23 protein-coding genes are annotated in these 26,253 nt (G+C 62.2%); 10 read left to right on the top strand and 13 right to left on the bottom strand.

Annotated features, from left to right (window positions below; translation table 11 throughout):
• Positions 1-162: 162 nt before the first annotated feature.
• From Q9295_RS13260 to bcoG, 3 genes are all read right to left on the bottom strand, one after another.
• Entirely contained in the window at positions 163-1,326 is a 1,164-nt protein-coding gene (locus Q9295_RS13260) for an acyl-CoA dehydrogenase family protein (protein WP_306681042.1), read from the bottom strand.
• Between the two features lie 65 nt (positions 1,327-1,391).
• A complete protein-coding gene (locus Q9295_RS13265) occupies positions 1,392-2,867 on the bottom strand; it encodes a carnitine 3-dehydrogenase (protein ID WP_306681043.1) in 1,476 nt (491 codons plus the stop codon).
• 118 nt (positions 2,868-2,985) lie between these two features.
• Positions 2,986-3,900: a 3-dehydrocarnitine:acetyl-CoA trimethylamine transferase BcoG gene (gene bcoG / locus Q9295_RS13270; RefSeq protein WP_306681044.1), complete on the bottom strand. Its 915-nt coding sequence runs from the start codon at positions 3,898-3,900 to the stop codon at positions 2,986-2,988.
• Positions 3,901-3,971: 71 nt separating this feature from the next.
• Between bcoG and Q9295_RS13275 the strand changes: the two genes are divergently transcribed.
• On the top strand, positions 3,972-4,934 hold the full coding sequence (locus tag Q9295_RS13275; protein ID WP_306681045.1) for a GlxA family transcriptional regulator: 963 nt from the start codon (positions 3,972-3,974) through the stop codon (positions 4,932-4,934).
• Between the two features lie 86 nt (positions 4,935-5,020).
• Here Q9295_RS13275 and Q9295_RS13280 read toward each other — a convergent pair whose 3' ends face one another.
• From Q9295_RS13280 to Q9295_RS13290, 3 genes are all read right to left on the bottom strand, one after another.
• Positions 5,021-7,027: a M3 family metallopeptidase gene (locus tag Q9295_RS13280; protein ID WP_306681046.1), complete on the bottom strand. Its 2,007-nt coding sequence runs from the start codon at positions 7,025-7,027 to the stop codon at positions 5,021-5,023.
• 81 nt (positions 7,028-7,108) lie between these two features.
• A complete protein-coding gene (locus Q9295_RS13285) occupies positions 7,109-7,903 on the bottom strand; it encodes an amino acid ABC transporter permease (RefSeq protein WP_306681047.1) in 795 nt (264 codons plus the stop codon).
• A gap of 46 nt (positions 7,904-7,949) precedes the next feature.
• Positions 7,950-8,738 carry a transporter substrate-binding domain-containing protein gene (locus tag Q9295_RS13290; protein WP_306681048.1) on the bottom strand — a complete coding sequence of 263 codons (789 nt, stop codon included), beginning with the start codon at positions 8,736-8,738 and terminating at the stop codon, positions 7,950-7,952.
• Positions 8,739-8,938: 200 nt separating this feature from the next.
• On the opposite strand from Q9295_RS13290, the gene Q9295_RS13295 reads away from it, so the two are divergent.
• Positions 8,939-9,733 (top strand): DODA-type extradiol aromatic ring-opening family dioxygenase, encoded by a 795-nt coding sequence (locus tag Q9295_RS13295; protein ID WP_306681049.1) that lies wholly within the window; start codon positions 8,939-8,941, stop codon positions 9,731-9,733.
• Between the two features lie 47 nt (positions 9,734-9,780).
• Here Q9295_RS13295 and Q9295_RS13300 read toward each other — a convergent pair whose 3' ends face one another.
• The 3 genes from Q9295_RS13300 to coaBC are packed head-to-tail and all read right to left on the bottom strand — an operon-like array spanning position 9,781 to position 12,517.
• Positions 9,781-10,833 carry a HesA/MoeB/ThiF family protein gene (locus tag Q9295_RS13300; RefSeq protein WP_306681050.1) on the bottom strand — a complete coding sequence of 351 codons (1,053 nt, stop codon included), beginning with the start codon at positions 10,831-10,833 and terminating at the stop codon, positions 9,781-9,783.
• Positions 10,830-11,324 carry a dUTP diphosphatase gene (gene dut, locus Q9295_RS13305; protein WP_306681051.1) on the bottom strand — a complete coding sequence of 165 codons (495 nt, stop codon included), beginning with the start codon at positions 11,322-11,324 and terminating at the stop codon, positions 10,830-10,832. The genes Q9295_RS13300 and dut overlap by 4 nt, the downstream gene beginning before the upstream one ends.
• Entirely contained in the window at positions 11,321-12,517 is a 1,197-nt protein-coding gene (coaBC, locus tag Q9295_RS13310) for a bifunctional phosphopantothenoylcysteine decarboxylase/phosphopantothenate--cysteine ligase CoaBC (protein ID WP_306681052.1), read from the bottom strand. Before coaBC ends, dut begins: the two co-directional genes overlap by 4 nt.
• 150 nt (positions 12,518-12,667) lie before the next feature.
• On the opposite strand from coaBC, the gene cobU reads away from it, so the two are divergent.
• The 3 genes from cobU (at position 12,668) to Q9295_RS13325 (ending at position 15,536) form a co-directional block, all read left to right on the top strand.
• On the top strand, positions 12,668-13,207 hold the full coding sequence (gene cobU / locus Q9295_RS13315; RefSeq protein ID WP_306681053.1) for a bifunctional adenosylcobinamide kinase/adenosylcobinamide-phosphate guanylyltransferase: 540 nt from the start codon (positions 12,668-12,670) through the stop codon (positions 13,205-13,207).
• Positions 13,204-13,764, top strand: coding sequence for a histidine phosphatase family protein (locus Q9295_RS13320; RefSeq protein ID WP_306681054.1), 561 nt, complete (start codon positions 13,204-13,206; stop codon positions 13,762-13,764). The genes cobU and Q9295_RS13320 overlap by 4 nt, the downstream gene beginning before the upstream one ends.
• Positions 13,765-14,024: 260 nt before the next feature.
• A complete protein-coding gene (locus tag Q9295_RS13325) occupies positions 14,025-15,536 on the top strand; it encodes a YifB family Mg chelatase-like AAA ATPase (RefSeq protein ID WP_306681055.1) in 1,512 nt (503 codons plus the stop codon).
• Positions 15,537-15,547: 11 nt separating this feature from the next.
• Here Q9295_RS13325 and gshB read toward each other — a convergent pair whose 3' ends face one another.
• From gshB to rsmI, 3 genes are all read right to left on the bottom strand, one after another.
• A complete protein-coding gene (gene gshB / locus Q9295_RS13330) occupies positions 15,548-16,492 on the bottom strand; it encodes a glutathione synthase (RefSeq protein WP_306681056.1) in 945 nt (314 codons plus the stop codon).
• Positions 16,493-16,576: 84 nt separating this feature from the next.
• Positions 16,577-16,978: a YraN family protein gene (locus Q9295_RS13335; protein WP_306681057.1), complete on the bottom strand. Its 402-nt coding sequence runs from the start codon at positions 16,976-16,978 to the stop codon at positions 16,577-16,579.
• Positions 16,979-17,015: 37 nt separating this feature from the next.
• Entirely contained in the window at positions 17,016-17,888 is an 873-nt protein-coding gene (gene rsmI / locus Q9295_RS13340) for a 16S rRNA (cytidine(1402)-2'-O)-methyltransferase (protein ID WP_306681058.1), read from the bottom strand.
• Positions 17,889-17,987: 99 nt separating this feature from the next.
• On the opposite strand from rsmI, the gene Q9295_RS13345 reads away from it, so the two are divergent.
• The 3 genes from Q9295_RS13345 to murJ all read left to right on the top strand — a co-directional run bounded on the left by Q9295_RS13345 (position 17,988) and on the right by murJ (position 23,625).
• Positions 17,988-19,181: a penicillin-binding protein activator gene (locus Q9295_RS13345; RefSeq protein WP_306681059.1), complete on the top strand. Its 1,194-nt coding sequence runs from the start codon at positions 17,988-17,990 to the stop codon at positions 19,179-19,181.
• The gene (locus Q9295_RS13350; protein WP_306681060.1) at positions 19,141-21,954 is read left to right on the top strand and encodes a [protein-PII] uridylyltransferase; all 2,814 of its coding nucleotides are present in this window, start codon (positions 19,141-19,143) and stop codon (positions 21,952-21,954) included. Before Q9295_RS13345 ends, Q9295_RS13350 begins: the two co-directional genes overlap by 41 nt.
• A 123-nt stretch (positions 21,955-22,077) precedes the next feature.
• A complete protein-coding gene (gene murJ / locus Q9295_RS13355; RefSeq protein ID WP_306681061.1) occupies positions 22,078-23,625 on the top strand; it encodes a murein biosynthesis integral membrane protein MurJ in 1,548 nt (515 codons plus the stop codon).
• 18 nt (positions 23,626-23,643) lie between these two features.
• Here murJ and Q9295_RS13360 read toward each other — a convergent pair whose 3' ends face one another.
• Positions 23,644-24,330 carry a rhomboid family intramembrane serine protease gene (locus Q9295_RS13360; RefSeq protein ID WP_306681062.1) on the bottom strand — a complete coding sequence of 229 codons (687 nt, stop codon included), beginning with the start codon at positions 24,328-24,330 and terminating at the stop codon, positions 23,644-23,646.
• A 107-nt stretch (positions 24,331-24,437) separates the two neighbouring features.
• On the opposite strand from Q9295_RS13360, the gene trpS reads away from it, so the two are divergent.
• On the top strand, positions 24,438-25,460 hold the full coding sequence (gene trpS, locus Q9295_RS13365; RefSeq protein WP_306681063.1) for a tryptophan--tRNA ligase: 1,023 nt from the start codon (positions 24,438-24,440) through the stop codon (positions 25,458-25,460).
• Positions 25,461-25,699: 239 nt separating this feature from the next.
• The gene (locus Q9295_RS13370; RefSeq protein ID WP_306681064.1) at positions 25,700-25,924 is read left to right on the top strand and encodes a hypothetical protein; all 225 of its coding nucleotides are present in this window, start codon (positions 25,700-25,702) and stop codon (positions 25,922-25,924) included.
• Positions 25,925-26,253 lie beyond the last annotated feature (329 nt).

Consider the following 26,253-nt stretch of genomic DNA (forward strand, 5'->3'; position numbering starts at 1 on the left):
GCCCCGACGGGGCGAGGCTGGGTTTCACCTGTCACGGTCATCGGCGTCCCCGCCTGTACCGCGGAGTCAGATTTGCTCAACAAGATTAACAAATCCTTTCATCTGTCTAAAAATATCCCGGGGGGTGCGGGGGGCTGGCCCCCCGCCCTTGCGAAAAGGGCCTTACGCCCCCAAAGCACGCAGCATTTCGCGGCTGATGATATGGCGCTGGATTTCAGACGTGCCTTCCCAGATCCGCTCGACCCGCGCGTCGCGCCAGATCCGCTCCAAGGGCAACTCATCCATCAGCCCCATGCCGCCATGAATCTGGATCGCCTCATCGGCGATATGGGCCAAAACCTCGGTCGCCTTCAGCTTGGCCATCGACATATCGGCCTCGGTCACCGTGCCTTGATCGTATTTCCACGCCGCCTCGCGGGTCAAAAGCTCTGCCGCTTTCAGCTCCATCGCCATATCGGCAAGCTTAAAGCTGATGCCTTGGAACTTGCCGATCAACTGGCCAAATTGCTTGCGCTCGGCGGCATATTGCAGTGCCAATCCCAAGGCGCGCTCAGAGCGGCCAAGGCAGGTCGACGCCACCTGCAACCGCGTCGCGCCAAGCCATTTCCCTGCAACTTCAAAGCCTTTGTGCAGCTCTCCCAAGATCTGGCTCTTCGGCAAACGGCATTCATCGAACTCAAGCACCGAGTTCGGATAGCCGCGGTGGCTCACGTTGCGATAGCCCTCGCGCACCGTGAAACCCGGCGTGCCTTTATCGACCAAAAACGCCGTGATCAGCTTTTTCTTGCCGCGCGGCGTGTCTTCCTCGCCCGTTGCCACCCAGACGATGGCGAAATCCGCAACATCGGCGTGGCTGATGAAATGTTTGGTGCCGTTCAGCACAAAATCATCGCCATCTGCGCGGGCGAAAGCCTTCATTCCGCGCAGGTCCGAGCCCGCGCCCGGCTCGGTCATCGCTTGGCAATCATGCCGCTCGCCGCGGACGGCAGGCATCAGATAGCGGTCGCGCTGGTCGCCCTCGCAAGCGAGCAAAATGTTCGAAGGTCTACAAACGCAGGTCCAATGCAGCGCGTAATTGGCCTTGCCAAGTTCCTTTTCGTAAAGAAGCCAGGTCATCGTATCGAGACCAGCGCCCCCCACTTCCACCGGCATATTGGCGGCATAAAGCCCGGCCTCGATGGCCTTTTGTTGGATCTCTTGGCGCAGATCCGCGCGCAAGACGCCGCTGCGTTCGACCTCAAGCTCATGCGGGAAGAGCTCGGCTTCCACAAAGGCCCGGGTCGTGTCGACGACCATCTGCTGTTCTTCGTTCAGACCGAAGTCCATGGTTTTCACCAATCTTGCAATTGAAGGACGGTTCCCGGGGGCTGCCCCCCCGAGAATTGTAACTTTTAGCGCTTTTGACCGACGGCGCGGCCCGCGCCTTCCGGCAGCGGCAGGCTGGCATGCGCCTCGGCGATGGCTTGCAGCTTGGCCCAAACCTCGGGTGCGGCGCGCGAGGATTTGCCGGCCTTCATATCGACATGCAGGCAGACCTGTTCGATCGTCGCCACGCATTCATCATCCTTCATGATGCGCACGAATGACCGGAAACGCTTTTCATCCGCCGAGATGATCTGCAACTCGCCCCGGATCCGGTCGCCCAATTTGGCCTCGCCAAGATGGCGAATATGGGTCTCGGCCGAGTAGAAGGATTGACCGGCGGCGACGTAATCCATCCCCGCACCGATCAGCCGCAGGAAGTTGTCGACCGTCTCGCTATTGGCAAAATAGTAGCGGCTTTCGGTCATATGGCCGTTGTAATCGATCCAACCGGGCAGCACCTGCATCTGTGCCATGACCAAAGGCGCGGCTTTCGGGCCGGTATCGATGCCCTTTTGCATCTCGGCGTGGAAGGCGGCGGCGCGGGCCTCATCATGCTCGCGCAGAACCTTACCCGCGCCCCAGTTGCGATCCTTCAAAGACCGCAGGAAGCCCACCAGGTTTTGGTCGCGGATCCGCTCCAATTCGCGGATCGAATACATGCCCGATTGCGCGTCGGACTGGCTGGAAACCAGCTCCACCAACTCATCATTGAACTCGGGCACATCCATGAGCTTGGTCCAAGGCCATTTCAGCGCCGGGCCGAATTGTGCCATGAAATGCTTCATCCCGGCCTCGCCGCCGGCGATGCGATAGGTCTCGAAAAGCCCCATTTGGCCCCAGCGCAGACCAAAGCCCATGCGGATCGCTTCGTCGATTTCCTCGGTGGTGGCGATGCCGTCTTTCAGCATCCAAAGCGCCTCACGCCAGACCGCTTCAAGGAAGCGGTTGCCGATGAACGCGTCGATCTCATGACGGATCACCAGCGGGAACATCCCGATGTCCTTCATGATCTGAACCGTCTTTTGCACCGTGGCTTCGGTGTTCTTCTCCGAGCCTGAAATCTCGGACAAAGGCAGCAAATACACCGGGTTAAACGGGTGCGCGACGATGATATTCTCGGGCGCCGGAGAGCCTTGTTGGAGGTCCGTCGCCTTAAAACCAGAGGTCGAAGAGCCGATCAACACGCCCGGATTGGCCTGCTGCAATTGGGCATAGACCCGGTGCTTCAGCTCGATCCGCTCCGAGACCGATTCCTGCACATATTCCGCGCCCTCAACCGCCTCGCCAATGGTGCCGTGGAAGGTCAGCTTGCCCTCGGGCGGCATCGGCACATCCGACAAAGCCGGCAGAGCGGCGCGGGCATTGGCCAGCACTTCGCTGATCTTGCGCTCGGCTTGCGGATCGGGGTCGAAGACGCCCACATCCCAACCATTCAGCAAGAACCGCGCGGTCCAGCCGCCACCGATCACCCCACCGCCGACAATCGCTGCCTTACGTGCCATCCGGCACCTTCCTTCCCTGTTCAGACCCGGGCCATCTGCGTGGCGCCTGTCATTTTCTGTCTAAAAATATCCCCGCCGGAGGCTGCCGCCGGAACGGCGGCTCCCCCTTTTTGGCGGATCACTTCGCCAAAGGCGCGCGCTTTTCGAGTTGCAGCTTGGCGCGCACCTCGGCCGGGGTGATCACCCGCGCGCCAAGGTTCTCAATGATCGTGGTGGCGCGTTCGACCAGTTGCGCATTGGTCGCCAGCACGCCCTTGTCGAGCCAGAGGTTGTCCTCAAGCCCCACGCGGACGTTGCCGCCTGCCAACACCGAAGCCGCCACATAGGGCATCTGGTGCCGCCCCAAAGCAAAGGCCGACCAGTGCCAGTTTTTCGGCACATTATTGACCATCGCCATGAAAGTGTTGAGGTCATCCGGCGCGCCCCACGGCACGCCCATGCACAGCTGCACCAGCACCGGATCAGGGATAATGCCTTCATCTGCCAAGGATTTCGCCAGCCACAGATGGCCGGTGTCAAAGGCCTCAATCTCGATCCGCGTGCCCGAGGCGACCATGCGCTTGGCCATATCCCGCAGCATGCCGGGAGTATTGACCATCACATAATCGGCCTCGTTGAAGTTCATCGTGCCGCAATCCAGCGTGCAGATCTCGGGGCGGCATTCAACGACATGCGCCACACGCTCTTCTGCGCCAGCCATGTCGGAATGCGCGGCCATACGGCTCATATTCTCGGTGCCATCGAACATCAGATCCCCGCCCATACCGGCGGTCAGGTTCAAGACCACATCGGTGTCCGAATCGCGGATCCGCTCGGTCACTTCGCGGTAATAGTCCAGCCTGCGCGAGGGTTTACCGGTTTCGGGGTCACGTACATGGCAATGCACCACGGCAGCGCCGGCTTTGGCGGCGGCAATGGCGCTTTCGGCGATTTGCTTGGGACTGCGCGGCACATGCGGGCTGCGGTCCTGCGTGCCGCCCGAGCCAGTGATGGCGGCGGTGATGAAGACTTCGCGGTTCATGGTCAGCGGCATAGGTTCCTCCCTAGAGTTGTGGTCAGCATAAAGGGCTTGGAAAGCCATGCGTTGCAGATTACGCATTTTGCATGACGGAAAATGCAATCTTTGCACCCTCGCGCGCAGCCCTCACCATCGCGCTCTTCGTGCTGCCGCAATCCTCGATCCTTGAGGTGGCTTCGGCGCTGGATCCCTTGCGCAATGCCAACCGCCAATTGGGGCATGAGGCGTTTCGCTGGCGAGTGGTGACGCCCGATGGCGCGCCTTCGGCTTTGACTTGCGGGCTCTCGCTGCCCTCCTCAGGGCCACTGGCGGCGGCGGTGGGGGCGGATGCGCTGATCGTGATCGCGGGCTACCGCTTGGATGAGGTGGCGACACGGCCTTTGATCCGCGAATTGCGCCGGATTGCGCCGCGTTTTGCGCTGGTTGGAGGGGTCGATGCCGGGCCTTGGGTGCTGGCGCGGGCGGGGCTTTTGAACGGCTACCGCGCCACGGTGCATTGGGAGGATCAAGAGGATCTGGCCGCCCGCCACCCCGAGATTGACGTGGCCCCCGACCGCTATGTCATTGATCGCAACCGGGTAACGATTGGCGGAGCGGCGCCCGCGCAGGATTTCATGCTGCATCTTATTCGCGCCCGGCATGGGGCGGCGCTGGCACGGCAGGTGGCTCTGTCCTTCCTCACCTCCGTGCGCCCCGGGGGAGAGCCGCAATTGGCGCGCCCCGGCACCGACCCCGCGATGGACCCGCGCGTGGCCCGTGCCGCCGCCCGGATGGAGGCGCGGCTTGATGCGCCCGAAAGCACCGCCGAGACCGCGGCGGCGGTTGGGCTGTCGCCACGTCGGTTGGAAGCTTTGTTCCGCCAAGCCTTTGGCACCACGCCCGGCGCGCATGGGCTGGCCTTGCGGCTGCAAGCGGCGCGGAAGTTGCTGTCTGAGACCCAGCATCCATTAGCGGAAATCGCCTTGCGGACAGGTTTTTCAAGCCCCGCCACTTTGAGCCGCGCTTTTCGCCGCGCTTATGGCATGCCTCCGGGGGCGTTGCGGCGCTAAGGCCTTGGCCGGAATGCCATGCCCCGCCGGAGGAGCCTCCGGCGGGGATATTTTTGTTCTGAAAGCGGGAAAGGCCCCGCTTTTGCTCAGGCGTCGAGAAGGCCGCGGCCTTTCAACAAAGCCTCCACCCCCGGCATTTTGCCGCGGAATTGGGTGTAAAGCGCCTCGGCATCTTGGCTGCCACCGGCGGAGAGGATGAATTTCTCCAACCTAGCGGCGGTTTCGGGATCGAAGGGATCGCCGGTTTCTTCAAAGGCCGCGAAGGCATCGGCGTCCATCACCTCGGACCACATGTAGCTGTAATAGCCCGAAGAATAGCCGTCGCCCGAGAAGACATGCGCGAATTGCGGCGTGGCGTGGCGCATGCGGATCGCGCGCGGCATGCCAAGGCTTTCCAAGACCTCCGCTTGCTTTTGCATCGGATCGGCGGGCGGCGGGCCGGAGTGGAATTCCAGATCGACCAGAGCCGAGGAGAGGAATTCGACCGTGGCAAAACCCTGATCATAGGTGCCGGCGTCCAAAAGCCGCTTCAGAAGATCGGCAGGCATTGGCGCACCCGTCTCGACATGGCGGGCATGGGCTTCGAGCACGGCGGGCACCTCAAGCCAGTGTTCGTAAAGCTGGCTCGGCAGTTCGACGAAATCGCGGGCGACCGAGGTGCCAGAGATGAACTCATAGGTCACATCCGAAAGCATCTGGTGCAACGCATGGCCGAATTCGTGGAAGAGCGTGCGGGCGTCGTCGTAGCTGAGAAGGCAGGGATCGCCCTTGGCGAAGTTGCAGACATTGACCACGATCGGCCGCTGCGCGCCGCCCAGCTTGCGCTGGCTGCGCATGGCCGAGCACCAAGCGCCCGAACGTTTCGAGCCACGCGCGAAATAATCGCCAAGGAAAACAGCGATATGGCTGCCGTTGCGGGTCACCTCCCAGCCGCGGACGTCGGGGTGGTAGAAGGGGCCATCGATCTCGCGGAACTGCAGGCCGAAGAGCTTCGTGGCGCAGTCGAACATCGCGCCCAGCATGGCGTTGAGCGAGAGATAGGGCTTCAGCACCGCCTCATCGAGGTCATGCTCGGCCTTGCGGCGCTGCTCGCTGTAATAGCGCCAATCCCAAGCCTCTAAGGGGCCCGAGATGCCGTCTTTGTGCAGCATCGCCTCCAAGACAGCGGCATCTTCCAGCGCCTTTTTGCGGGCCGGGGTCCAGACGCGCATCAAAAGATCGCGCACCGCTTGCGGGGTTTTGGCCATCTCAGGCTCAAGCTTGAAGCTGGCGAAATCTTCGTAGCCCAAAAGCGCCGCCCGCTCGGCACGCAAGGCCAAGGTCTCAGCCGCGATGCCGCGGTTGTCGGTGGCGCCGCCATTGGCACCGCGCGCGACCCAAGCCTCATAGGCGCGCTGACGCAAGGCGCGGCGGGGCGAGAATTGCAAGAAGGGCACGATGAGGCTGCGGTTGAGCGTGACCACCGGGCCAAGGCCGCGCTCGGCCCCGGCGGCGCGGGCGGCCTCGATCACGAAGCCGGGCAGACCTTCGAGGTCGTCTTCGGAAAGCTCCATGAACCAGCTGCGCTCATCCGCCAGAAGGTTCTGGCTGAACTGGGTACCAAGGACGGCGAGCCGGGCTTTGACCTCCGTCAGCCGCGCGGCCCCTTCCCCCTCCAAAGCCGCGCCGGAGCGGACAAACATGCGGCGGTAAAGCTCCAACACGCGCAGTTGCTCGGGGCTGAGACCCAGCGTTTCGCGGCGCTGCCAAAGGGTTTCGATCTTGGCATAAAGCAATTTGTTATTGGTGATCTCGCTCGAATAAGCGCTCAGCTTCGGCGCCAGATCGCGCTGCAAAGCCTCACGCGCATCGGTGGAATCCGCGCCGGCGAGATTGTAGAACACCCCGGCCACCCGGTCGAGCGTCTCGCCAGCCTGCTCCAAAGCCTCGATCACCTCGGCAAAGCTGGTGCCCGGACCATTGGCGATCTCGGCAATCGCTGCGCGGCCCTCGGCCAAACCCGTCTCAAAAGCCGGCAGGAAGTCTTCATCCTTGATGTGCGCGAAGGGCGGCAGGCCAAAACCGCCGTCCCATTTCTGCAAAAGCACGTTCATCGAACGCTCCTTCCTGATCATTTCTTGTCTTAAAATATCCCGGGGGAGGCGGGCCGCAAGGCCCGGCGGGGGCAGCGCCCCCTAAACCCGCTCGCGCCCGCGCATCCGCATCCGGGTCTCAAACCGCCGCAGCAGCAAAGACAGACCAATCGTCATCACCAGATAGATCAGCGCGGCGACATTATAGGTCTCAAAATAGCGAAAATTGCCTGCTGCCGTCACCTTGGCCAACTGCGCCACATCGCCGATGCCCAGCACGGCGACCAGTGAGGAATCCTTCACCATCGCGACGAAATCATTGCCCAAGGGCGGCAGAACCATGCGGAAGGCTTGCGGGAAGAGGATCAGCCGGAAGCGTTGGCGCGGGGTAAGCCCCAAGGCCATAGCCGCCTCGATCTGGCCCTTGTCGACGGCCTGGAGCCCCGCGCGAAAGATCTCGGCCAGAAAGGCGGAATAGGCCAGCATCAAAGCCAGCACTGCGCGCCACAAAAGCGGCACATCGCGGGTGCGCAAAGTTCCCTCACCAAAGAGCCAATTCACCCCCTGCACCAGCCCCGGCACCAGCACGAAGGCGACATAGAGCAAGAGCACGATGATCGGCACACCGCGCATCACCTCGATGTAAAGCCGGGCCAGTTGGCGCAGCCAAAGGCGCTTAGACAGCCCCATCACCGCAAGACCAAGTCCGATCAGGCAGGCCCCGATATAGGCGAAGACCGCCACACCAAGGGTGATCCAGATCCCCTTGGTGAGCGTTCTTAAAGCGCTGCGATAGGTGTCATCCGACAGCACCTCGTAGAAAAGCCAAAGGCCGGTGACCGCAAGGATCACCAGCCACCAGGGAAAATCGTTTTCAGGCTTAGAACTGGGCGTCATCGGTCGGCGCGCGGGGCAAGCGCCCCGAGCCCATTAGGCCAAAGGTTCATTCGCCCATCTTATAGTCAACGAACCACTTTTGGTTCAGCGCATCCAGCGTGCCATCAGCCTGCATCGCGGCAATCGCGGCATTGACCGGCTCCACCAGATCCGAGCCTTTGGGGAAGATGAAGCCGAAATCTTCCGATGCCAGCGGCTCACCGATGATTTTCAGCGTGCCGTTCGAGGCACCAACATAGCCATTGGCCCCGGTCGAATCCGACAAAGTCAGATCGACATCGCCACTCTTCAGCGCCTCAAGCCCAGCGCCAAAGGTTTCAAACTTGATGATGCGGGGGTTTTCCTCATTGCCGTCGAGAATATCGTAAACGGCGGCATAGAAGGGCGAGGTTCCGGGCTGGGCCGAAACCAAAAGGTTCGGATCGGCGGCGAAGCTGGCGGCATCGGTGAAACGCGTCTCATCGGCGCGCACCATCATCAGCATTTCCGAGCGCATATAGGCGTCGGAAAAATCGACCATCTCCATCCGCTCTTCCTTGATGGTGATTCCGGTCATGCCGATGTCATATTGCGCCTCGGAGATTGCGGGGATCATCGCATCCCAGCTGGTGTTTTCGTATTTCACCACGGCGTTCAGACGCTTAGCGACCTCGGCCATCGCATCATATTCCCAGCCCACCGCAGCGCCGGATTTGTCAAGGAACTGCAGCGGCGGATAGGCGTTTTCGGTGACAACCACGATTTCCTTGCCGCCCAGATCCGGCAGATCTTGCGCAAGGCTGGTCGTGGCGAAAAGCGTCAGCGCGGCAGCGCCAAAGGCGGTGGTCAGTTTCATGGGTCAGGCTCCCCTCAGGTTTGGCACGACTATGATGAAGCGGCTAGCGGCTTGCAAGAAGTGTCCGCTGCTGGCGCAGGCCGCGCCGACCATCCGCAGGCCGAGATGTGCGGCCACGCACAATAAATCACCGGCTGCGCCCAATTGCACAATGAGCGGTGGACCGCCATCTTGCCTTTAAGAAGACAAAGGAGAACCTCATGGCACGGATGCCCACCTATTTTATCAGCCACGGCGGCGGCCCTTGGCCTTGGATGCCCGATTGGCGCGCCCGCTTTGTGAACCTTGAAGCCAGCTTCAATGCGATGGTCAAAGAATTGCCCGAGACGCCGAAGGCTATCTTGATGATCTCGGGTCACTGGGAGGATGACAGCTTCGCCGTCATGTCCTCGGCCCAGCCGCCGATGGTTTATGACTATCACGGCTTCCCGCCGCACACCTTTGAGATCCAGTATAAATCCCCCGGCGCGCCTGAACTGGCGCAGCGCACGGCGGATTTGATTGCCGCCGCAGGTCTGCCGGTGCGGTTGGATCCGGTGCAGGGCTATGACCACGGCACCTTTGTGCCGGCCTATGTGATGTATCCCGATGCCTCGGTGCCATTGTTCCAAGTATCCTTGCGCAAAGGATATTCTCCCGAAGAGCACTTGGCATTGGGCCGCGCTTTGGCGCCCTTGCGCGATGAGGGCGTGCTGATCCTTGGCTCTGGCCTCAGCTATCACAACCTGCGCAACTTTGGCCCTGGCGCGAAAGTCCCCTCGGAGGCCTTTGACAAATGGCTGGGCGAGACTTTGGCCCTGCCCCCGGCCGAGCGCACGGCGCAGCTTTTGGACTGGGAAAAAGCCCCGCATGCCCGCGAGGCCCATGCCGAGGAAGACCATTTCATCCCGGTCTATGCCGCTTTGGGCGCAGCCGAAGGTGAGGTGGCGACGCGGGTCTATCACGACACCGATCTTTTTGGCGGCGTCACCGCCTCGAGCTACCGCTTCGGCTAAGATCTGAGGAAACGTTAAGAAAGGGGCGGCTTCGGCTGCCCCTTTTCTTATGGCTTGTGCGAGGCAGGCGGCGCTGTGCCACAGATTGCGCAATCGCCGCGGCGCTTGAGGCCGATCACACGCGTCTCGGCATAAAGCGCGTCGTGGATCATCAGGCGACCGCGCAAGGGCTCACCCGCGCCGGTGATCAGCTTCAGCGCCTCCATCGCCATCATTGTGCCAATGATCCCCGGCAAGGGCGAGGCAACCCCGGCTTCGGCGCAGGTTGGCACCATGCCCGGCGCAGGACGATTGGGGAAAATGCAATGCGCGCAAGGGGCGCCGCGCGCCGGATCCCAGATGGAAAGTTGCCCCTCCCATTGGGTAATCGCGCCTGAAATCAATGGCTTGCCCGCATTGACGCAAGCGATGTTCACCAGATCGCGCGTGTCGAAATTATCGGTGCCATCCAGCACAAGATCGTAATCTTCCAAGAGATCACCGGCATTCTCGGCGGTGATCTCACGGTGATAGGGGCGCAGGGCGATAAAGGGGTTCAGCGCCTTCATCGCCGCTTCAGCCGAGAAAACCTTGGGCATGCCGATGCCCGCATCGCGGTGGATGACTTGGCGCTGCAGGTTCGAGGCCTCAACCACATCTGCATCGATGACGCCGATGGTGCCAACGCCGCTGGCGGCCAAATAAAGGAGCGCTGGCGAGCCAAGCCCCCCTGCCCCCACCACCAAAACCCGCGCCTCTTTCAGCCGCTTTTGCCCCGGCCCGCCAATCTCGCGCAGAAGGATATGGCGGGTGTAGCGGTTCAGTTCTGCATCAGAAAAGCCTGCGGTTTGCGGCACCGGCTCGGGCCGTTTGATCCGCGCTTTCACGGCCTGAAAGAAGCTCGCGTATAGAAAGATGCCAAGCCCCAAAAGGCCCAAGACCAGCCAAGCTTGGAACTCTCCGCCAAGGATGCGCGCTGGCCCTTCAGCACCGAAGCGGGGGGAGTGGACCAGAAGGATGAGCCCCAGCCAGAGCGCCGAGATGGTCCAAAGCGCCAGCCGCTTTGCGCCGCGCCAAAGGCCAAAGCCCCAGATCGCCGCAAAGCCGAAAAGTCCGATCATCTCAAGCCCAAGCCAAAACTCACCGCGCCAAATCCGGTGGAGCCGAAGCCGCCTTCGCCGCGATCGGTGCTGTCGAGCGCCTCGACCACCACGAAGCTTGCTTGCACCACAGGGGCCACCACGGCTTGGGCGACCCGGTCGCCGTGCCGGATCGTGTAAGGTTCAGGCCCAAGGTTAATGAGCGCCACGCCCAAGGGGCCGCGATAATCGCTGTCGATGGTGCCCGGCGTATTTGGCAATGAAATCCCATGTTTCGTCGCCAGACCCGAGCGCGGACGGATCTGCATCTCAAACCCTGCCGGGATCGCGACGCGCAGGCCCGTGGGGCAGATCGCGCGCTGCATCGGTTGCAGGGTCAGCCCTTCCGCGCGGCTCTCGGGCGGAAAATTGGCGCAAATATCGGCCCCCGCCGCGCCAGCGGTTTGGTAAATCGGCAAGGGCAGTTCGGGATCGGCCCAATCCTCGCGCAGAATGGCAACCGAAATACTCATGACAACACCTCCGCGATCCGGGCGGCCAAGCGGCGCGCCACCTCATCCTTGCCCATGCGCGGCCATGCCTCGGCACCGGTCTCCGAGATCAAAGTGACCGCGTTTTCGCTGCCGCCCATGATGCCGGTGGCGGGCGAGACATCATTGGCGACGATCCAGTCGCAGCCCTTGCGGAGCCGTTTGGCCGTGGCGTGTTCGACCACGGTTTCGGTTTCAGCGGCAAAGCCCACCACCAATTGCGGGCGGTTGGCAGATTTGGAAACCGTTGCAAGAATATCGGGGTTTTCGGCAAAGTTCAGCGCCGGGGCGCGGCCCGAGCCGTCTTTCTTCATCTTCTGCGCGCCCGCGTTTTCCACCCGCCAATCGGCGACGGCGGCGGCCATGACGGCAGCATCTGCGGGCAAAGCGGCCTCAACCGCCGCCAGCATCTCACGCGCAGTCTCAACCCGAATGACCGTAACGCCCGATGGGGGCGGGACTGTGGCGGGGCCAGTGACAAAACTGACCCGTGCGCCCAGATCACGCAAAGCAGCAGCGACGGCCGTGCCTTGCGCACCCGAGGAACGGTTGGCGATATAGCGAACCGGATCAATGGGTTCATGGGTGGGACCCGAGGTGACAAGCACATGTTTGCCCTGCAAAGGGCCTGCGGAAAAGAGCGCCTCAACCGCGGCGACAATCTCTAAAGGTTCGGCCATACGGCCCTCACCAGCCTCACCGCGTTCGGCCATTTCTCCACGATTGGGGCCGATGAAATGCAGCCCATCGCCTTGCAAAGTGGCATGGTTGCGCCGCGTCGCGGCATGCGCCCACATCGCGGGGTTCATCGCCGGAGCCAAAAGGACCGGCGCTTTGGTGGCCAAAAGCACCGCACCGGCCAGATCGCCCGCAAGACCCTGCGCCATTTGCGCCATCCGGTCGGCGGTGGCAGGGGCGATCAGCACGAGATCGGTGTCACGGGCCAGACGGATATGGCCGACATCCTGCTCGTCCTGACGGTCGAAAAGATCGGTGAAAACATGATCCGCGGTCAAAGCCCCGACCGCGAGCGGCGTGATGAACTCCTGCGCGCCGGCTGTCATCACCGCGCGGACCTTCACCCCACGCTCGCGCAAGCGGCGGATCAGATCCAAGCTTTTATAGGCCGCGATCCCGCCGCCGATGATCAAAAGCACCCGTTTCCCGGCCAGCATTGCGCACCTCACTTTCGGTGTAGGTTAGGGCGAGGGCCGGGCAAACTCAACGGCTTGCAGGCGGGAAATCCCGCGTGCTGGCCGCTTTTGGACCTTCGCGGCAGCGCGCGGCAGGGCTATACAAAGCCAGTTTCGCCGATGAGGTTGCCTGTGCCCCCTGCCCCGCTGATCTTGCCGCATCTGACCCTCATCACCGGCGGCGCGCGTTCGGGAAAATCCACTTATGCCGAGGTTTTGGCCAAGGGCTGCGGGCTGAAACGGCGCTATATTGCCACCGCGCAGGCCTTTGACGGCGAGATGGAGGAGCGGATTGCCCTGCACCAAGCCCAGCGCGGCACGGATTGGGTAACGGTTGAGGCGCCGTTGGATTTGGGCTTCGCCTTGGCACAAGCGCAGCCCGATGAGGTGGTTTTGGTCGATTGCCTCACGCTGTGGCTGACCAATCATTTGCTGGCAGATCATGAACTTACAACAGAATCTGCGCGTTTGATTGAGGCTTTGACGGCATGCCCCGCACGGGTCATTTGCGTGACCAATGAGGTCGGCTCGGGCATCGTGCCGCTGGATGCTTTGTCGCGGCGTTTCCGGGATGAGCAGGGGCGGCTGAACCAGCGCGTGGCGGCGGCGGCCGATCTGGCAGTGGCGGTCTTTGCGGGCCTGCCTTTGGCTCTGAAAGGTCACCTTCCGTGACCCGGTTTTGGCTGGTGCGCCACGCGCCGACCCATGCCAAATGCATGATTGGCTGGACTGATCTGCCGGCCGATCTTTCCGACAGTGCTGCTTTGCAGCGGCTGCACCAGTACTTGCCCGAAAAGGCGCCGGTGATCTCATCCGATCTGTCGCGCGCCGTGGCCACCGCCGATTTCCTCGGCCGCGTCCGCTTGCCGCATGACCCCGATCTGCGCGAGATGCATTTCGGAGCTTGGGAAACCCGTTCATTCGCCGAAATTGAGGCTGAGACGCCCGAGCTTATCAACGCCTTTTGGGAGCATCCCGGCGATGTCCGCCCGCCCGGCGGCGAAAGCTGGAACAGGCTATTGGCCCGCAGTGTGACCGCACTTAAGCGCCTGCAAGGCCTTGCTCCCGATATCATCGTCGTCGCCCATTTCGGCCCGATCCTCTGCGCTTTGCAGACCGCACTTGGGATCTCGACCGAAGAGGCTTTCGCGCAAAGGATCGACAATCTTTCGGTGACAAGCCTGAGCCTTACTCCTGCTCAAACCTTTGAAATCAATTACCTTCCCTGAACGCCCATCACCGGCTTGGTCGTGCGAGGTCCTAACCTTGAGCAGCCCGGCGATTGGGCTGACGGAAAGGTAACCGGCCGAGCGAGGCCCATCGCTTTGCCCCAGCCCCCAACATAAGCGCCGTGCTCGCCCCCCATTCATGGCGCATATTGACCGGTCCGCTCTGCGGAGCGCGTCTTTGCTTACCTTTTCTTAACCATTCCTCCGCTACCCCAAAGGCGAAGCCCTTTTTTAACCAACTTTAAGCAGAAAGCCGGAGCATGGTCGCGCGCGCCTATACTGTGGCTTTTGAGGGCGTTGACGCGCGTCTGGTCGAAGTCCAATGCGCCATGACCCCAGGGACGCCCAGCTTTTCACTGGTCGGCCTGCCCGATAAAGCCGTCTCCGAGGCGCGCGAGCGGGTCCGCTCGGCGCTGGCCGCTTTGTCCATCGCTTTGCCGCAAAAGCGCATTACCGTGCATCTCTCGCCCGCTGATCTGCCGAAAGAGGGCTCGCATTTCGACCTGCCGATCGCCCTGGCGCTGTTGGCGGAGCTGGAGATCATCCCCCGCGATGAGCTTGAGCATCACGTTGCGCTGGGAGAGCTGTCGCTGGATGGACGGGTGATGCCGGTGCTGGGCGCTTTGCCGGCGGCGATAGCCGCGGCCGAGGGCGATCGCGCGCTATTATGCCCGCGCGCCTGTGGGGCCGAGGCGGCTTGGGTGGGGGCCACGCAGGTTCTAGGCGTCGAGAATTTGAACGCCGTGGTGCGGCACTTCACCGGCCAAGCGGCTCTGCCTGCCGCCCAAGCTGGCGCAGTGACAATGCCCCCTTCGGGGCGTGACCTGCGCGAGGTGAAGGGCCAAGAGCGCGCCAAGCGGGCGCTAGAAATCGCCGCTGCCGGGCGGCATCATCTTTTGATGCTGGGTCCGCCCGGCTCAGGAAAATCTATGCTTGCGGCACGGTTAGCGAGCATCATGCCCCCGTTAAGCGCCAGTGAAGCGCTAGAGACCTCAATGATCCACTCGTTGGCCGGGCTGCTGAGCGAAGGGGGGATTTCGCGCAGTCGCCCGTTCCGAGAACCGCACCACACCGCCTCAATCGCGGCAGTGGTGGGCGGCGGCAAGGGGGCCAAGCCGGGGGAGATTTCGCTGGCGCATAACGGCGTGCTCTTCTTGGATGAGTTGCCCGAATTTCCGCGTGCGGTGCTGGAAACCCTGCGCCAGCCGATGGAGACCGGCGAGGTTGTCGTCGCCCGCGCCAATGCCCATGTCCGCTATCCTTGCCGATTTTTGCTGGTCGCAGCCGCCAATCCCTGCCGCTGCGGCTATCTGACCGATCCGGCCCGCGCCTGCGGCAAGGCCCCGCTGTGCGGCGATGACTATCTTGGCCGGATCTCGGGCCCGCTGATGGACCGGATTGATCTGCGGGTCGAGGTGCCGCCGGTCGCCTTCACCGATCTGGACCTGCCGGCCTCGGGTGAAAGCTCGACTGTGGTGGCGGCGCGGGTGGCGCAGGCCCGCGCACGACAAGACCAGCGCTTCGCGCAAAAGCCAAATCTGCGGGTCAATGCGGATATGGAGGGCGCGATTTTAGAGGAAACCGCCAGTCCTGATGCCGAGGGCAAGGCTTTGCTTTTGAAGGTGGCCGAGCGAATGGGCCTTTCGGCCCGCGCCTATCACCGGGTGTTGCGGGTCGCGCGCACCATCGCCGATCTCGACGAATCGCCGCAGGTCCGCCAGCCGCATATCGCCGAGGCGATCAGCTATCGGCTGACGGGGAAGCCGGGGTGAAGGCCAGCGCGTCACCCCCCGCGCTTGGCTTCGATCACTTCCCAGATTTTGGCGGCGGTATTGATCCCGTCAAACCGCTCCAGCTCTTGAATGCCGGTGGGCGAGGTCACGTTGATCTCGGTCAGCCAATCGCCAATCACATCGATGCCCACAAAGATCTGCCCCTTTTCGCGCAAAGTCGGGCCGATGACGCGGCAAATTTCAAGATCGCGCTCGGTCAGACCGACCTTCTCAGGCCGCCCCCCCACATGCATGTTTGAACGCGTTTCCCCAGCTTGCGGGACCCGGTTGATCGCCCCCACCGGCTCACCATTCACCAAGATCACCCGCTTGTCGCCCTTGGCGACGGCGGGCAGGAACTTTTGCACGATCAAAGGCTCGCGGTTGATGCCGGTGAAGAGTTCATGCAGCGAGGACAGGTTGCGGTCATTGGCATCGAGCCGGAAGACGCCCGCACCACCGTTGCCATACAAAGGCTTCAGAATGATGTCGCCATGCTTGGCTTTAAAGGCGCGAATCGTGGTCAGATCGCGGGCGATGGCGGTGGGCGGGGTCAGCTCGGGGAAGTTCAGCACCAAGAGCTTTTCGGGATAATTGCGCACCCAGAACGGATCATTCACCACCAAGGTCTTGGGATGAACCATGTCTAGCAAATGCGTATTGGTGATGTAGCCCATGTCAAAGGGCGGATCTTGCCGCAGCCAAACCACGTCAAGATCGGCCAAATCGAGCTCAACCTCGGGGCCGTAGGAGACGTGATTGCCCAATTCATTGCGCAATTCGATCCAGTGACCGCGGGCGATCACCCGACCTTCGATGAAGGCAAGCTTGTCTGGCATGTAGAAAAACAGCGCATGCCCCCGCGCCTGAGCTTCGAGCCCGATGCGGAAGGTGGAATCGGCGTGAATATTGACCGACCCAATCGGGTCCATCTGCAAGGCGACCTTCAGGGCCATCGACATCTCCATCACAAGATGCCCTTTGATGACCTATGGCAGCGGGGGATGCAAACCCCCTGCGCGTGAAACCGAGGCAGAGCCTTAGTAGTAAAGCACGGATTGCATCACTTCGACCCGGCCCTGCCCATCAACAAGCGCCAGATCAAGTCGCATGTCGGAAATCCCATCTGCGGCCATGTCATACATGCAGCCCTCGCACGCCATTGCCACGCGGTGCAATTGGCCCGGACGGGCCAGTGCCATTGCGGCATCATGGGTGCGGCTGGATTTAACCTCAACCGCGATAAGCTGCGCGCCTTGACGCAAGAGAAGATCGATTTCGGCCACAGGGCCACGCTTGCGGCGCGCGACCAAGTGATACCCTTGGGCTTCGTAACTGCGCAAAACGACATCTTCAGCCGCGAGGCCAGACAGTTGAGCCATTCGCCCACGGTGCTGGCGCGGCGTTACACTGTCGAGACCAAAACCAAAGTCAAAGGGCATCTGTCACCTCATTTGACGCAAAGGTAGCACGGGGCTTTCAACTCTTGGTCAGGTTTAGCGCCATTTGGTAAAGGCTTCGTTTACTGCTGCCGGTTTTTGCCGCGACCTCTGCGGCGGCATCCTTCACGCTAAGCGTTGTCATCGCGGCACGCAGCATATCTTCCAAGGTCGCCTCATCGGCCTGAATCTCTGCGCCACGATCGATAACCAGGACGATTTCGCCTTTGGGATCAGCTGCAGCATAAATCTCGGCCAGTTCCGACAGACTGCCGCGGGTCACTTCTTCGAAGCGTTTGGTCAGTTCGCGGCAGACGGCGGCTTGGCGCTCGGGGCCAAGACCGGCGGCGAGTTCCACCAGCAAGCGCCCCAGTCGGCGGGGCGATTCGTAAAGGATCAAAGTGGCCCGCAAGGGCGCCAGCTCCGCGATAAACCGGGTACGATCGCCGGCGCCCGAGGGTGGAAAGCCTGCAAAGAGGAACCGGTCCGAAGGCAGGCCTGAGACCGCCAGCGCCGTCAGCACCGCCGAGGCGCCGGGTGCAGCCACAACGGGCAGGCCTTCGGCCGCAGCCGCCCGCGCCAGACCATAGCCCGGATCCGAGACCAAGGGCGTGCCCGCCTCGGGCGCATAGGCCACCGACTTTCCGGCGCGCAAAAAGCCCATCAGACGCGGCAAAGCCTCGGCCTCATTATGGTCGTGATAGGCCACCAGCGGGCGACCGTTCAGCGCCACGCCGTGGATTTCCATCAGATGGCGCAGGGTGCGGGTGTCTTCGGCGGCCAGCACATCGGCCCCGGCCAGAAGGTCCAGCGCCCGCAAAGTGATGTCGCGCGCCGCGCCAATCGGCACGGCAACCAGATGCAGGCCCGGCGGAATACCGCCTGCGCCGCCACCCATGGGGGCGCGGCTCATGCCATCCTCCGGCAAAGCGCGCGGGCCGCGTTTACACGGGAGGTGGAACCCTCTAACCTGCCAATCGTCACTGAGCCTCTCCAGATACAAGGTAATTTCATGTTGTCCGCATTCCGCAAGGGCTGCAAGTCCTTGATCCAGCTTGTTCTCACCCGCCGACTGGCGCCGGCTGCACTTACTCTTTCCGCCCTCGCGCTCTCGGCTTGCGTCTCTGCAGGCCCATCGGGTGGCCCCAATCCCGGCCGAGGTGAGCCGGTTCAGGTGGCCCTGCTGGTTCCAGGCGGTTCAGGCCAAGCCACCGATCTTGCAATGGCTCGCCAGTTGGAGAATGCAGCGCGTTTGGCGATGGCGGACCTTTCCGGCGTCACCATTGATTTGCGCGTCTATCAGACCGGCGGCACGCCCGATAGTGCCCGCGCGATGGCCACCAAAGCGATGGATGAGGGCGCGATGGTGATCCTTGGCCCGGTCTTTGCGCAAGAGGCCAATGCGGTCGGCGTCGCTGCCGCACCGCGTGGGATTTCGGTCCTCGCCTTCTCGAACAACACCGATATCGCGGGCGGCAATGTCTATGTTCTGGGGCCGACCTTCCAAAACACCGCCTCGCGGCTGGCGAGTTTCGCCGTGCGCAGTGGCAAAAATCGCGTGATGATCGTGCATGATCAAAACACCGCCGGTGAGGTTGGCAAAGCCGCCATCCAGCGCGGCGTTGCAGCGGCGGGTGGCACGGTTGTGGCGGTGCAGGGCTATGAATTCTCGCAAAGCGGGGTCGCAGCGGCCGCGCCGACGATCGTGTCGACCGCGAAATCTGCAGGTGCCTCGGCACTTTTCATGACCGCCGACACGGCAGGCGCTTTGCCGCTTTTGACGCAATCCTTGGTCAACAGTGGGCTTGACCGTTCCACCACCAAATTCTTGGGCCTGACGCGTTGGGATATTCCCCATGCCACGCTGTCTTTGCCCGGCGTGCAGGGGGGCTGGTTCGCTTTGCCCGATCCCAATCTGCAAGCACAGTTCCAAAACCGCTACACCGCCGCTTATGGCGAGCAGCCTTTGCCGGTCGCGGGCCTTGCCTATGACGGCATCGCCGCCATTGGCGCTTTGGCGAAATCTGGCAAGGGGCTTGGCGCCTCGGGCCTGACGCAAGGCGCGGGCTTCGTCGGCGTCACCGGCATCTTCCGCTTCCGCGGGGATGGCAGCAATGAGCGCGGCCTGGCGGTCGCTGAAATCCGCAACAACCAGGTCTTTGTGATTGACCCCGCACCGCGTAGCTTCTCCGGCGCCGGCCTCTGATCGGCCCGCCCTTCCTGCAGGTCCATTGTCCGGGGGGCCGCTTTTGCTGCCCCCCGCTGACATTATCGACCCGCTTTCGCTGAGCTCGTCGATCTTGGCCGAGCGGCCTGCGGGCAGTGACGCTTTGACGGCCCGCGCTTTGGCAACAAAGCATCTCAGCGCCGCCAAAGCCCAAGGCAATGCGGTGCTGGAAGCCGCTTTTGCCAATGACCCACGCCATGCGCGGCATTTCGTGCTGTCGCAGGCGCATCTGACCGATGGTCTGGTGATGGCGGCCTTTGCCGTGGCGCAGAGCTTGCACCCCCTGCCCAACCCGACCGAGGCTGAGCGCATCGCCGTTCTCGCGGTCGGCGGCTATGGTCGGGCCGAAATGGCGCCGCATTCCGATGTGGATCTCCTCTTCGTCACGCCTTGGAAGATCACGCCTTGGGCGGAATCTCTGATCGAGACGATGCTTTATCTTCTGTGGGATCTGAAGCTGAAGGTCGGGCATTCGTCGCGCACCATTGCCGATTGCATCCGGCTTGGGCGCGACGACATCACCATCCGCACCGCGCTTTTGGAGCATCGCTATGTGGCGGGCGACAAGCCCTTGGCCAATGAACTGGCCGAGCGGCTTTGGACCGAGCTGTTCAGCAAAACCGGGCCGGAGTTCATTGAGGCCAAACTCGCGGAACGTGCCGCGCGCCACAAGCGCCAGGGCGGGCAGCGTTACCTGCTTGAGCCGAATATCAAGGAAGGCAAAGGCGGTTTGCGCGACCTGCAAACGCTATACTGGATTGGCAAATACCTGCACCGGGTGCCGCGTGCGGCGGGGCTGGTCGATGCCGGGCTGTTCACCCGCGATGAATATGAGGCCTTCCACCGCGCCGAGGATTTCCTCTGGGCCGCGCGCTGCCATATGCATCACATCACCAAACGTGCCACCGACCAGCTGACCTTCGATCTGCAAGTCGAGGTGGCGGCGCGCATGGGTTATAAGGACCAAGGCGGCCGCCGCGCGGTTGAGGTCTTCATGCAAGACTACTTCCGCCACGCCACCCGCGTGGGCGAGCTGACTCGCGTCTTCCTCACCGAGTTGGAAGCCCGCCACGCCAAGCGTGAGGCCAGCCTCTTTGGTATCTTCAAGCGCAGCAAAAGGGTGAAGCCGGGCTATAAGCTGGTGCAGGGCCGCTTGGATGTGAAAGACCCGCAAGCCTTCCTTTCCGACAAATTGAACCTGTTGCGGCTTTTCGAGGAAGGCCTGCGCACCGGCTATCTGATCCACCCCAATGTGATGCGGATCGTGGCCGCGAACCTGCATCTTATTGACGATGGCATGCGCGAAGACCCGGAAGCAGCGCGGATCTTCCTGGATATGCTTTTAAAGCATGGCAACCCCGAACGCCCCCTGCGGCGGATGAACGAACTGGGCGTGCTCTCGGCCTTCATCCCCGAGTTTGAGCCGATCGTGGCGATGATGCAGTTCAACGTCTACCACCACTATACGGTGGACGAGCACACCATCCAGACCATCAGCATTCTGGCCCAGATCGAGCGCGGCGAGCTGGTCGAGGACCTGCCGCTCTCCTCCTCGATCTTGAAAGAGGGGATCAGCCGGAAGGTCCTTTATGTCGCCCTTCTTCTGCATGACATTGGCAAGGGTCGGCCCGAAGATCACTCGATCCTTGGCGCGCTGATCGCGCGGCGGATCTGCCCGCGGCTGGGGCTGAATGAAGAGGAATGCGAGACGGTCGAATGGCTGGTGCGCTATCACCTGCTGATGTCCGACACCGCGCAAAAGCGCGACATCGGCGATCCGCGCACGGTGCGCGACTTTGCCAAAGCGGTAAAAACTCGCAAAAGGCTGGACCTTTTGACCGTGCTGACGGTCTGCGACATTCGCGGCGTCGGGCCGGGCACTTGGAACAACTGGAAGGCGATGCTCTTGCGCCAGTTGCACAAGGAAACCGCGACAGCGCTTGAGGGCGGGCTTGAGCGCGTCAACCGCGCCAACCGCGAGGATGAGGCCAAGCGCGCCTTGCGTGAGGCTTTGACCGGCTGGGAGGCCAAGGACATCCGGGCAGAGCTTGGCCGCCATTATGCGCCCTATTGGCAAGGCTTGATGACCGAGACGCAGGCGGTCTTTGCAACCCTTCTGCGCGATCTGTCCGATGGTGAGATCCGCATCGATCTGCACCCCGATCCTGACCGCGACGCCACCCGCGCTTGCTTTGCCTTGGTCGATCATCCGGGGATCTTCAGCCGCTTGGCCGGGGCCTTGGCTTTGGTTGGCGCCAACGTGGTCGATGCCCGCACCTATACGTCGAAAGACGGCTATGCGACGCCGGTTTTCTGGGTGCAGGATGCCGAGGGCAAACCCTATGAGGTCTCGCGCCTGCCGCGCTTGCGGCAGATGATTGACCGCACGCTAAAGGGCGAAGTCGTCCCGCGTGAGGCTTTGAAGGACCGCGATAAGGTGAAAAAGCGCGAGCGTGAGTTCCGCTTCCCGACCCATATCACCTTCGACAATGAAGGCTCGGAGATCTACACGATCATCGAGGTCGACACCCGCGACCGGCCGGGGCTGCTTTATGACCTGACCCGGACTTTTGCGAACAACCATATCTCGATCGTCTCGGCGGTGATCGCGACCTATGGCGCGCAGGTGGTGGACACGTTCTATGTCAAAGACATGTTCGGACTGAAGCTGCACCAAAAGTCCAAGCAAGAGGCTTTGGAGAAAAAGCTGCGCGCTGCCATTGCCGAAGGTGCCGAGCGGGCGCAGGGCTAGCCCCCTCCCCGCGCTGAGGCAGGCTCTGGGACTTGCTCTTGGCGCGGGAAAATGTGCTATCGCTGCCAAGACGCTTCCCCTGTTGCGATTTTCGAATGCGCGCGCCGCGAAAGGCCTTTGACGATGAAACCCATGCGCTTGATCTCGGGCTTCCTGACGGTGGGCTTTTGGACCCTGATCAGCCGCATTGCCGGGCTGGTGCGCGACATTCTGATGGCGCGTTTCCTTGGCGATGGCCCGGTGGCCGAGGCCTTTATCGTCGCGCAATCGCTGCCCAATATGTTCCGCCGCTTCTTTGCCGAGGGCGCTTTCAACTTCGCCTTCGTGCCGATGTTTGCCAAGAAATCCGAGGCGAAAGAGGATGCCGAGGGCTTTGCCCGCGATGCCTATTGGGGGATGGCGGCGCTGCTGACGGTGTTCTCGCTGCTGGCCATCATCGCCATGCCGGTGCTGGTCTTGGCGATGGCCTCGGGCTTTGTCGGAGATGAGCGGTTTGATCTGGCCGTGACCATGGGGCGGATCGCCTTTCCCTATATCCTCTTCATCTCGCTGACCGCGCTTTTGTCGGGGATGCTCAATGCGATGGGGCGGTTTGTGGTGACCTCGGCTGTGACGGTGCTTTTGTCGCTGTCGCTGATTGCGGGGATGCTGCTGGCGGATCGCTTTGGCTGGGATATGGCCTATACCCAAGCTTGGGCGGTCTCGATCTCGGGCGTGTTGCAGCTTTTGGTGACGTGGATCGCGGTGCGCCGTTTGGGCTTCCGGCTCCCCTTCCGCATGCCGCGCCTGACGCCCGAGTTGCGGCGTCTGGCGGTGATTGCGGCCCCGGCGGTGCTGGCGGGCGGCGTGGTGCAGATCAACTTGATCGTCGGGCGGCAGGTTGCCTCGGCCACCGATGGGGCTATGGCTTGGCTCTATAATGCCGACCGGCTTTACCAACTGCCCTTGGGCGTGGTGGGCATCGCCATCGGCATCGTGCTTCTGCCCGAGCTGTCGCGGCGTCTGCGCGCCGCCGATGACCAAGGCTCGCGCGATGCTTACAACCGGGGCACCGAATTTGCGCTGCTTTTGACCCTGCCCGCCGCCGTGGCGCTGGTGGTGATCGCTTGGCCGATCATCACGGTGGTCTATGAGAGGGGCGCTTTCGGCCCGCAAGCCGCGATCTATACCGCGCAGGCTTTGGCGGTGTACGGCATCGGCCTGCCCGCCTTCGTGCTGCAAAAGGTGCTGCAACCGCTGTATTATGCGCGCGAAGACACCCGCAGCCCGTTCCGTTTTGCGGTCTGGTCGATGGTGGTGAACCTTGTCATCGCGCTCGCGCTGATGCCATTTGTCGGCTTCTTGGCGGCGGCCATCGCCACCACGGCCTCGGCTTGGGTGATGGTCTGGCAGCTGTGGCGCGGCACCCGCGCTATGGGCGCCGCGGCCCGGTTTGATGCGCGTTTTGTGCAGCGCGTGCCGCGGATCGTGGTCGCATCGGCTTTGATGGGCGTGGTGCTTTGGGGGCTTTCCACTTGGCTCGCCCCCCAGCTGGCGACGCCCGGCCCGCGCACGGCGGCACTCGGGGTCATCGTGCTGGCCGGGATCGTGACCTATTTCGGCAGTGCCGCCGCGATTGGCGCGATGAGCATGGCAGAGCTGAAAGCCTCGCTTCGCCGGGGCAGAAAATAGGGCGGGGCGCTAAGGGATTTAGCGGCGGCGCAGATGCTGCATCAGCTGGCGCGGCCCGCCGGGCGCAACAAGGAAGGACAGCGCAAAGCCGGTGACAAAACCGCCCAACTCGGCCACCCAAGTCACCCCGCCATAGATTGCGCCGAAGAAGATCTGCACCCCCATCAGCACGCCGATCATACTAAAGGCGCGCCATTGGTTGCTGCCCGAGGCGCTGTGGCGCACCCACATGATGAAGGTGAACGCCCCGATCAAACCATAGGCCGCTGGGAAACCTCCGATCAGGGGGATCTGATTGGTGGGCATCACCAAAGTGTAGATTAAGGCCCCCATTGCCGCCGAGGCAAGGAAGATCAGCGCCACCGCCCACCAGCGGAAGATCTCACCCACCATCTTGCCCAAAGCCAGAAGGAAGACGACGACGAAGAGCGTCGAGGTGATGTCCCGTTGCACCAGAATATAAGACACCTGCCGCCAGATCACTTGCAGCGGCCAGTCACCGGTCATCAGCGAGCGGCGCAGGAAATCGGGTGCGAAGGCGAAATATTCCATCGCCCGCAGCCGCCAGCCAATGGCATCCGGGCCACCGGCAAAGCCCATCGCGCCCAGTTGCACCACCACTTCGACCGCAATGATCGGCAAGGCCAGCGCCCAGACGATCCAAGGCAAAGGGTTCAGCGGCGGGGCGTTCAAGTCGCGGTCCATAGTCTCTCCCATCGGCAGATGCGCCAAGGTTACCGGCGCGGGGCCGTTGACGCCCCTTGACCCATGGATTACGCGAGACAGGTGTCGATTTCCAGCCGGAGTCCCTAATGGCCACGACCTTCCCACAGCGCATCTTCTCGGGCATCCAACCCTCGGGCGGTTTGACGCTGGGCAATTATCTAGGGGCGCTGAAGCGCTTCGTTGAGAAACAGGACGAGGGGATCGAGACGATTTACTGTCTCGTGGACCTGCATGCGATCACCGTCTGGCAAGACCCCGAGCGGCTGCGTCAGCAGACCCGTGAGGCGGCAGCCGCCTTTATCGCCGCTGGCATCGACCCCGACCGTTCGATCCTGTTCAACCAAAGCCAAGTCACCGGCCATGCCGAGCTTGCTTGGATCTTCAACTGTGTCGCCCGCATCGGCTGGATGTATCGGATGACCCAGTTCAAGGACAAAACCGCTGGCAAGAATGCCGAGAATTCCTCTTTGGGTCTCTTGGCTTACCCTTCGCTGATGGCGGCGGATATTCTGCTTTATAAAGCCACCCATGTGCCGGTCGGCGAAGACCAAAAGCAGCATCTGGAACTGGCGCGCGACATTGCCGCCAAGTTCAATCATGACTACGGCCGCACCTTCTTCCCGATCACCGAGCCGGTGATCGAGGGCGCGGGCACTCGGGTGATGAGCCTGACCGATGGCACCAAGAAGATGTCGAAGTCGGACCCTTCGGACAACAGCCGCATCAACCTCACCGATGATGCCGATGCGATTGCCAAGAAGATCCGCCGCGCCAAGACGGATTCTGAGCCGCTGCCCGAGAGCGCCGAAGGACTGAAAGACCGCCCCGATGCACGCAATCTGATCAACATCTATGCCGGGCTTTCCGGGCTCAGCGTCGATCAAGTGGTGACCGAGTTTGCCGGGGCGCAGTTTGGCACCTTTAAGCCCAAGCTCGCCGATCTCGCCGTGGCCAAGCTTTCGCCGATCACGACCGAGATGAACCGGCTGATGAAAGATCCGGCCGAGATTGACCGCATCCTTGGCAAAGGCGCTGATCGCGCGGATGCGATTGCGCGCCCGGTCATCGATGAGACCAAGGACATCGTCGGGATGATCCGCTCGCGCTAAATGCGCTCAAAATCTAGCAAAAAGGCGCGGCTCGCAGGGGCCGCGCCTCTGTCATTTTGCTGTGACCTTCGGCGGCGAAGGTCACCACATGGGGCCAAGGCGTCCCCCCTTCCCCTGCTGAGCCGCAACGTCCCCTAAGGCTCAGCCTGTGCTTCCCCCTGCGTCCCCCAAGGCGCAGGGGTGTTTTCTCCGGAACATTGTCTGCGCCGATGGGTTCTTTCTTGAAAGGAGGACCGCATATGTCCGCAGACAAGCCGAACCACCCCCCGCATCCTGGTCAAAACGCACCGAAAGACGGCTTCCGCGTCGAGGCCGAGGCGCAAAAGCGTAAGATGGATCTGGCCGCTGAGAAACACGCCAATACGATTCGCGGCAATACTGAGCCGAATGCTGGCGGCGTTAACCGTGAAAAGGGCGATCGTAAGGCCCGGCAGAACGACCGCGCCACCAACGGCGGCGAGTGATCTCTGGCCGCTCACATCTGCACCGGCGCAGCGTGACCTGCCTCTAAAGAGCCAAGCGAATCCAGATTCTTAAGCGACTCACCAAAGGCTGGCTGGTGCCTTGGCGCCGGCTTCGCTAGACTTATGCGGCGGGTGAGAATCCCCCTCGACTCGGCCCGTCTGACGGGAATCGCCAGTAATGTGCGGTGACAGAAGAACCTGCATATAGGCGGGAATATCTGGTAACTGGTGGGAACTGCCGAAAAGCCGCAAGAAAACAGGCCATTAGGGTCAGGACTCGTTCTTGTGTCATAGCCAGAAGATGACGGTTGCGGCGAGGGCGACGACGG

Source organism: Pseudogemmobacter lacusdianii (assembly GCF_030848395.1).
Classification (GTDB): domain Bacteria; phylum Pseudomonadota; class Alphaproteobacteria; order Rhodobacterales; family Rhodobacteraceae; genus Pseudogemmobacter; species Pseudogemmobacter lacusdianii.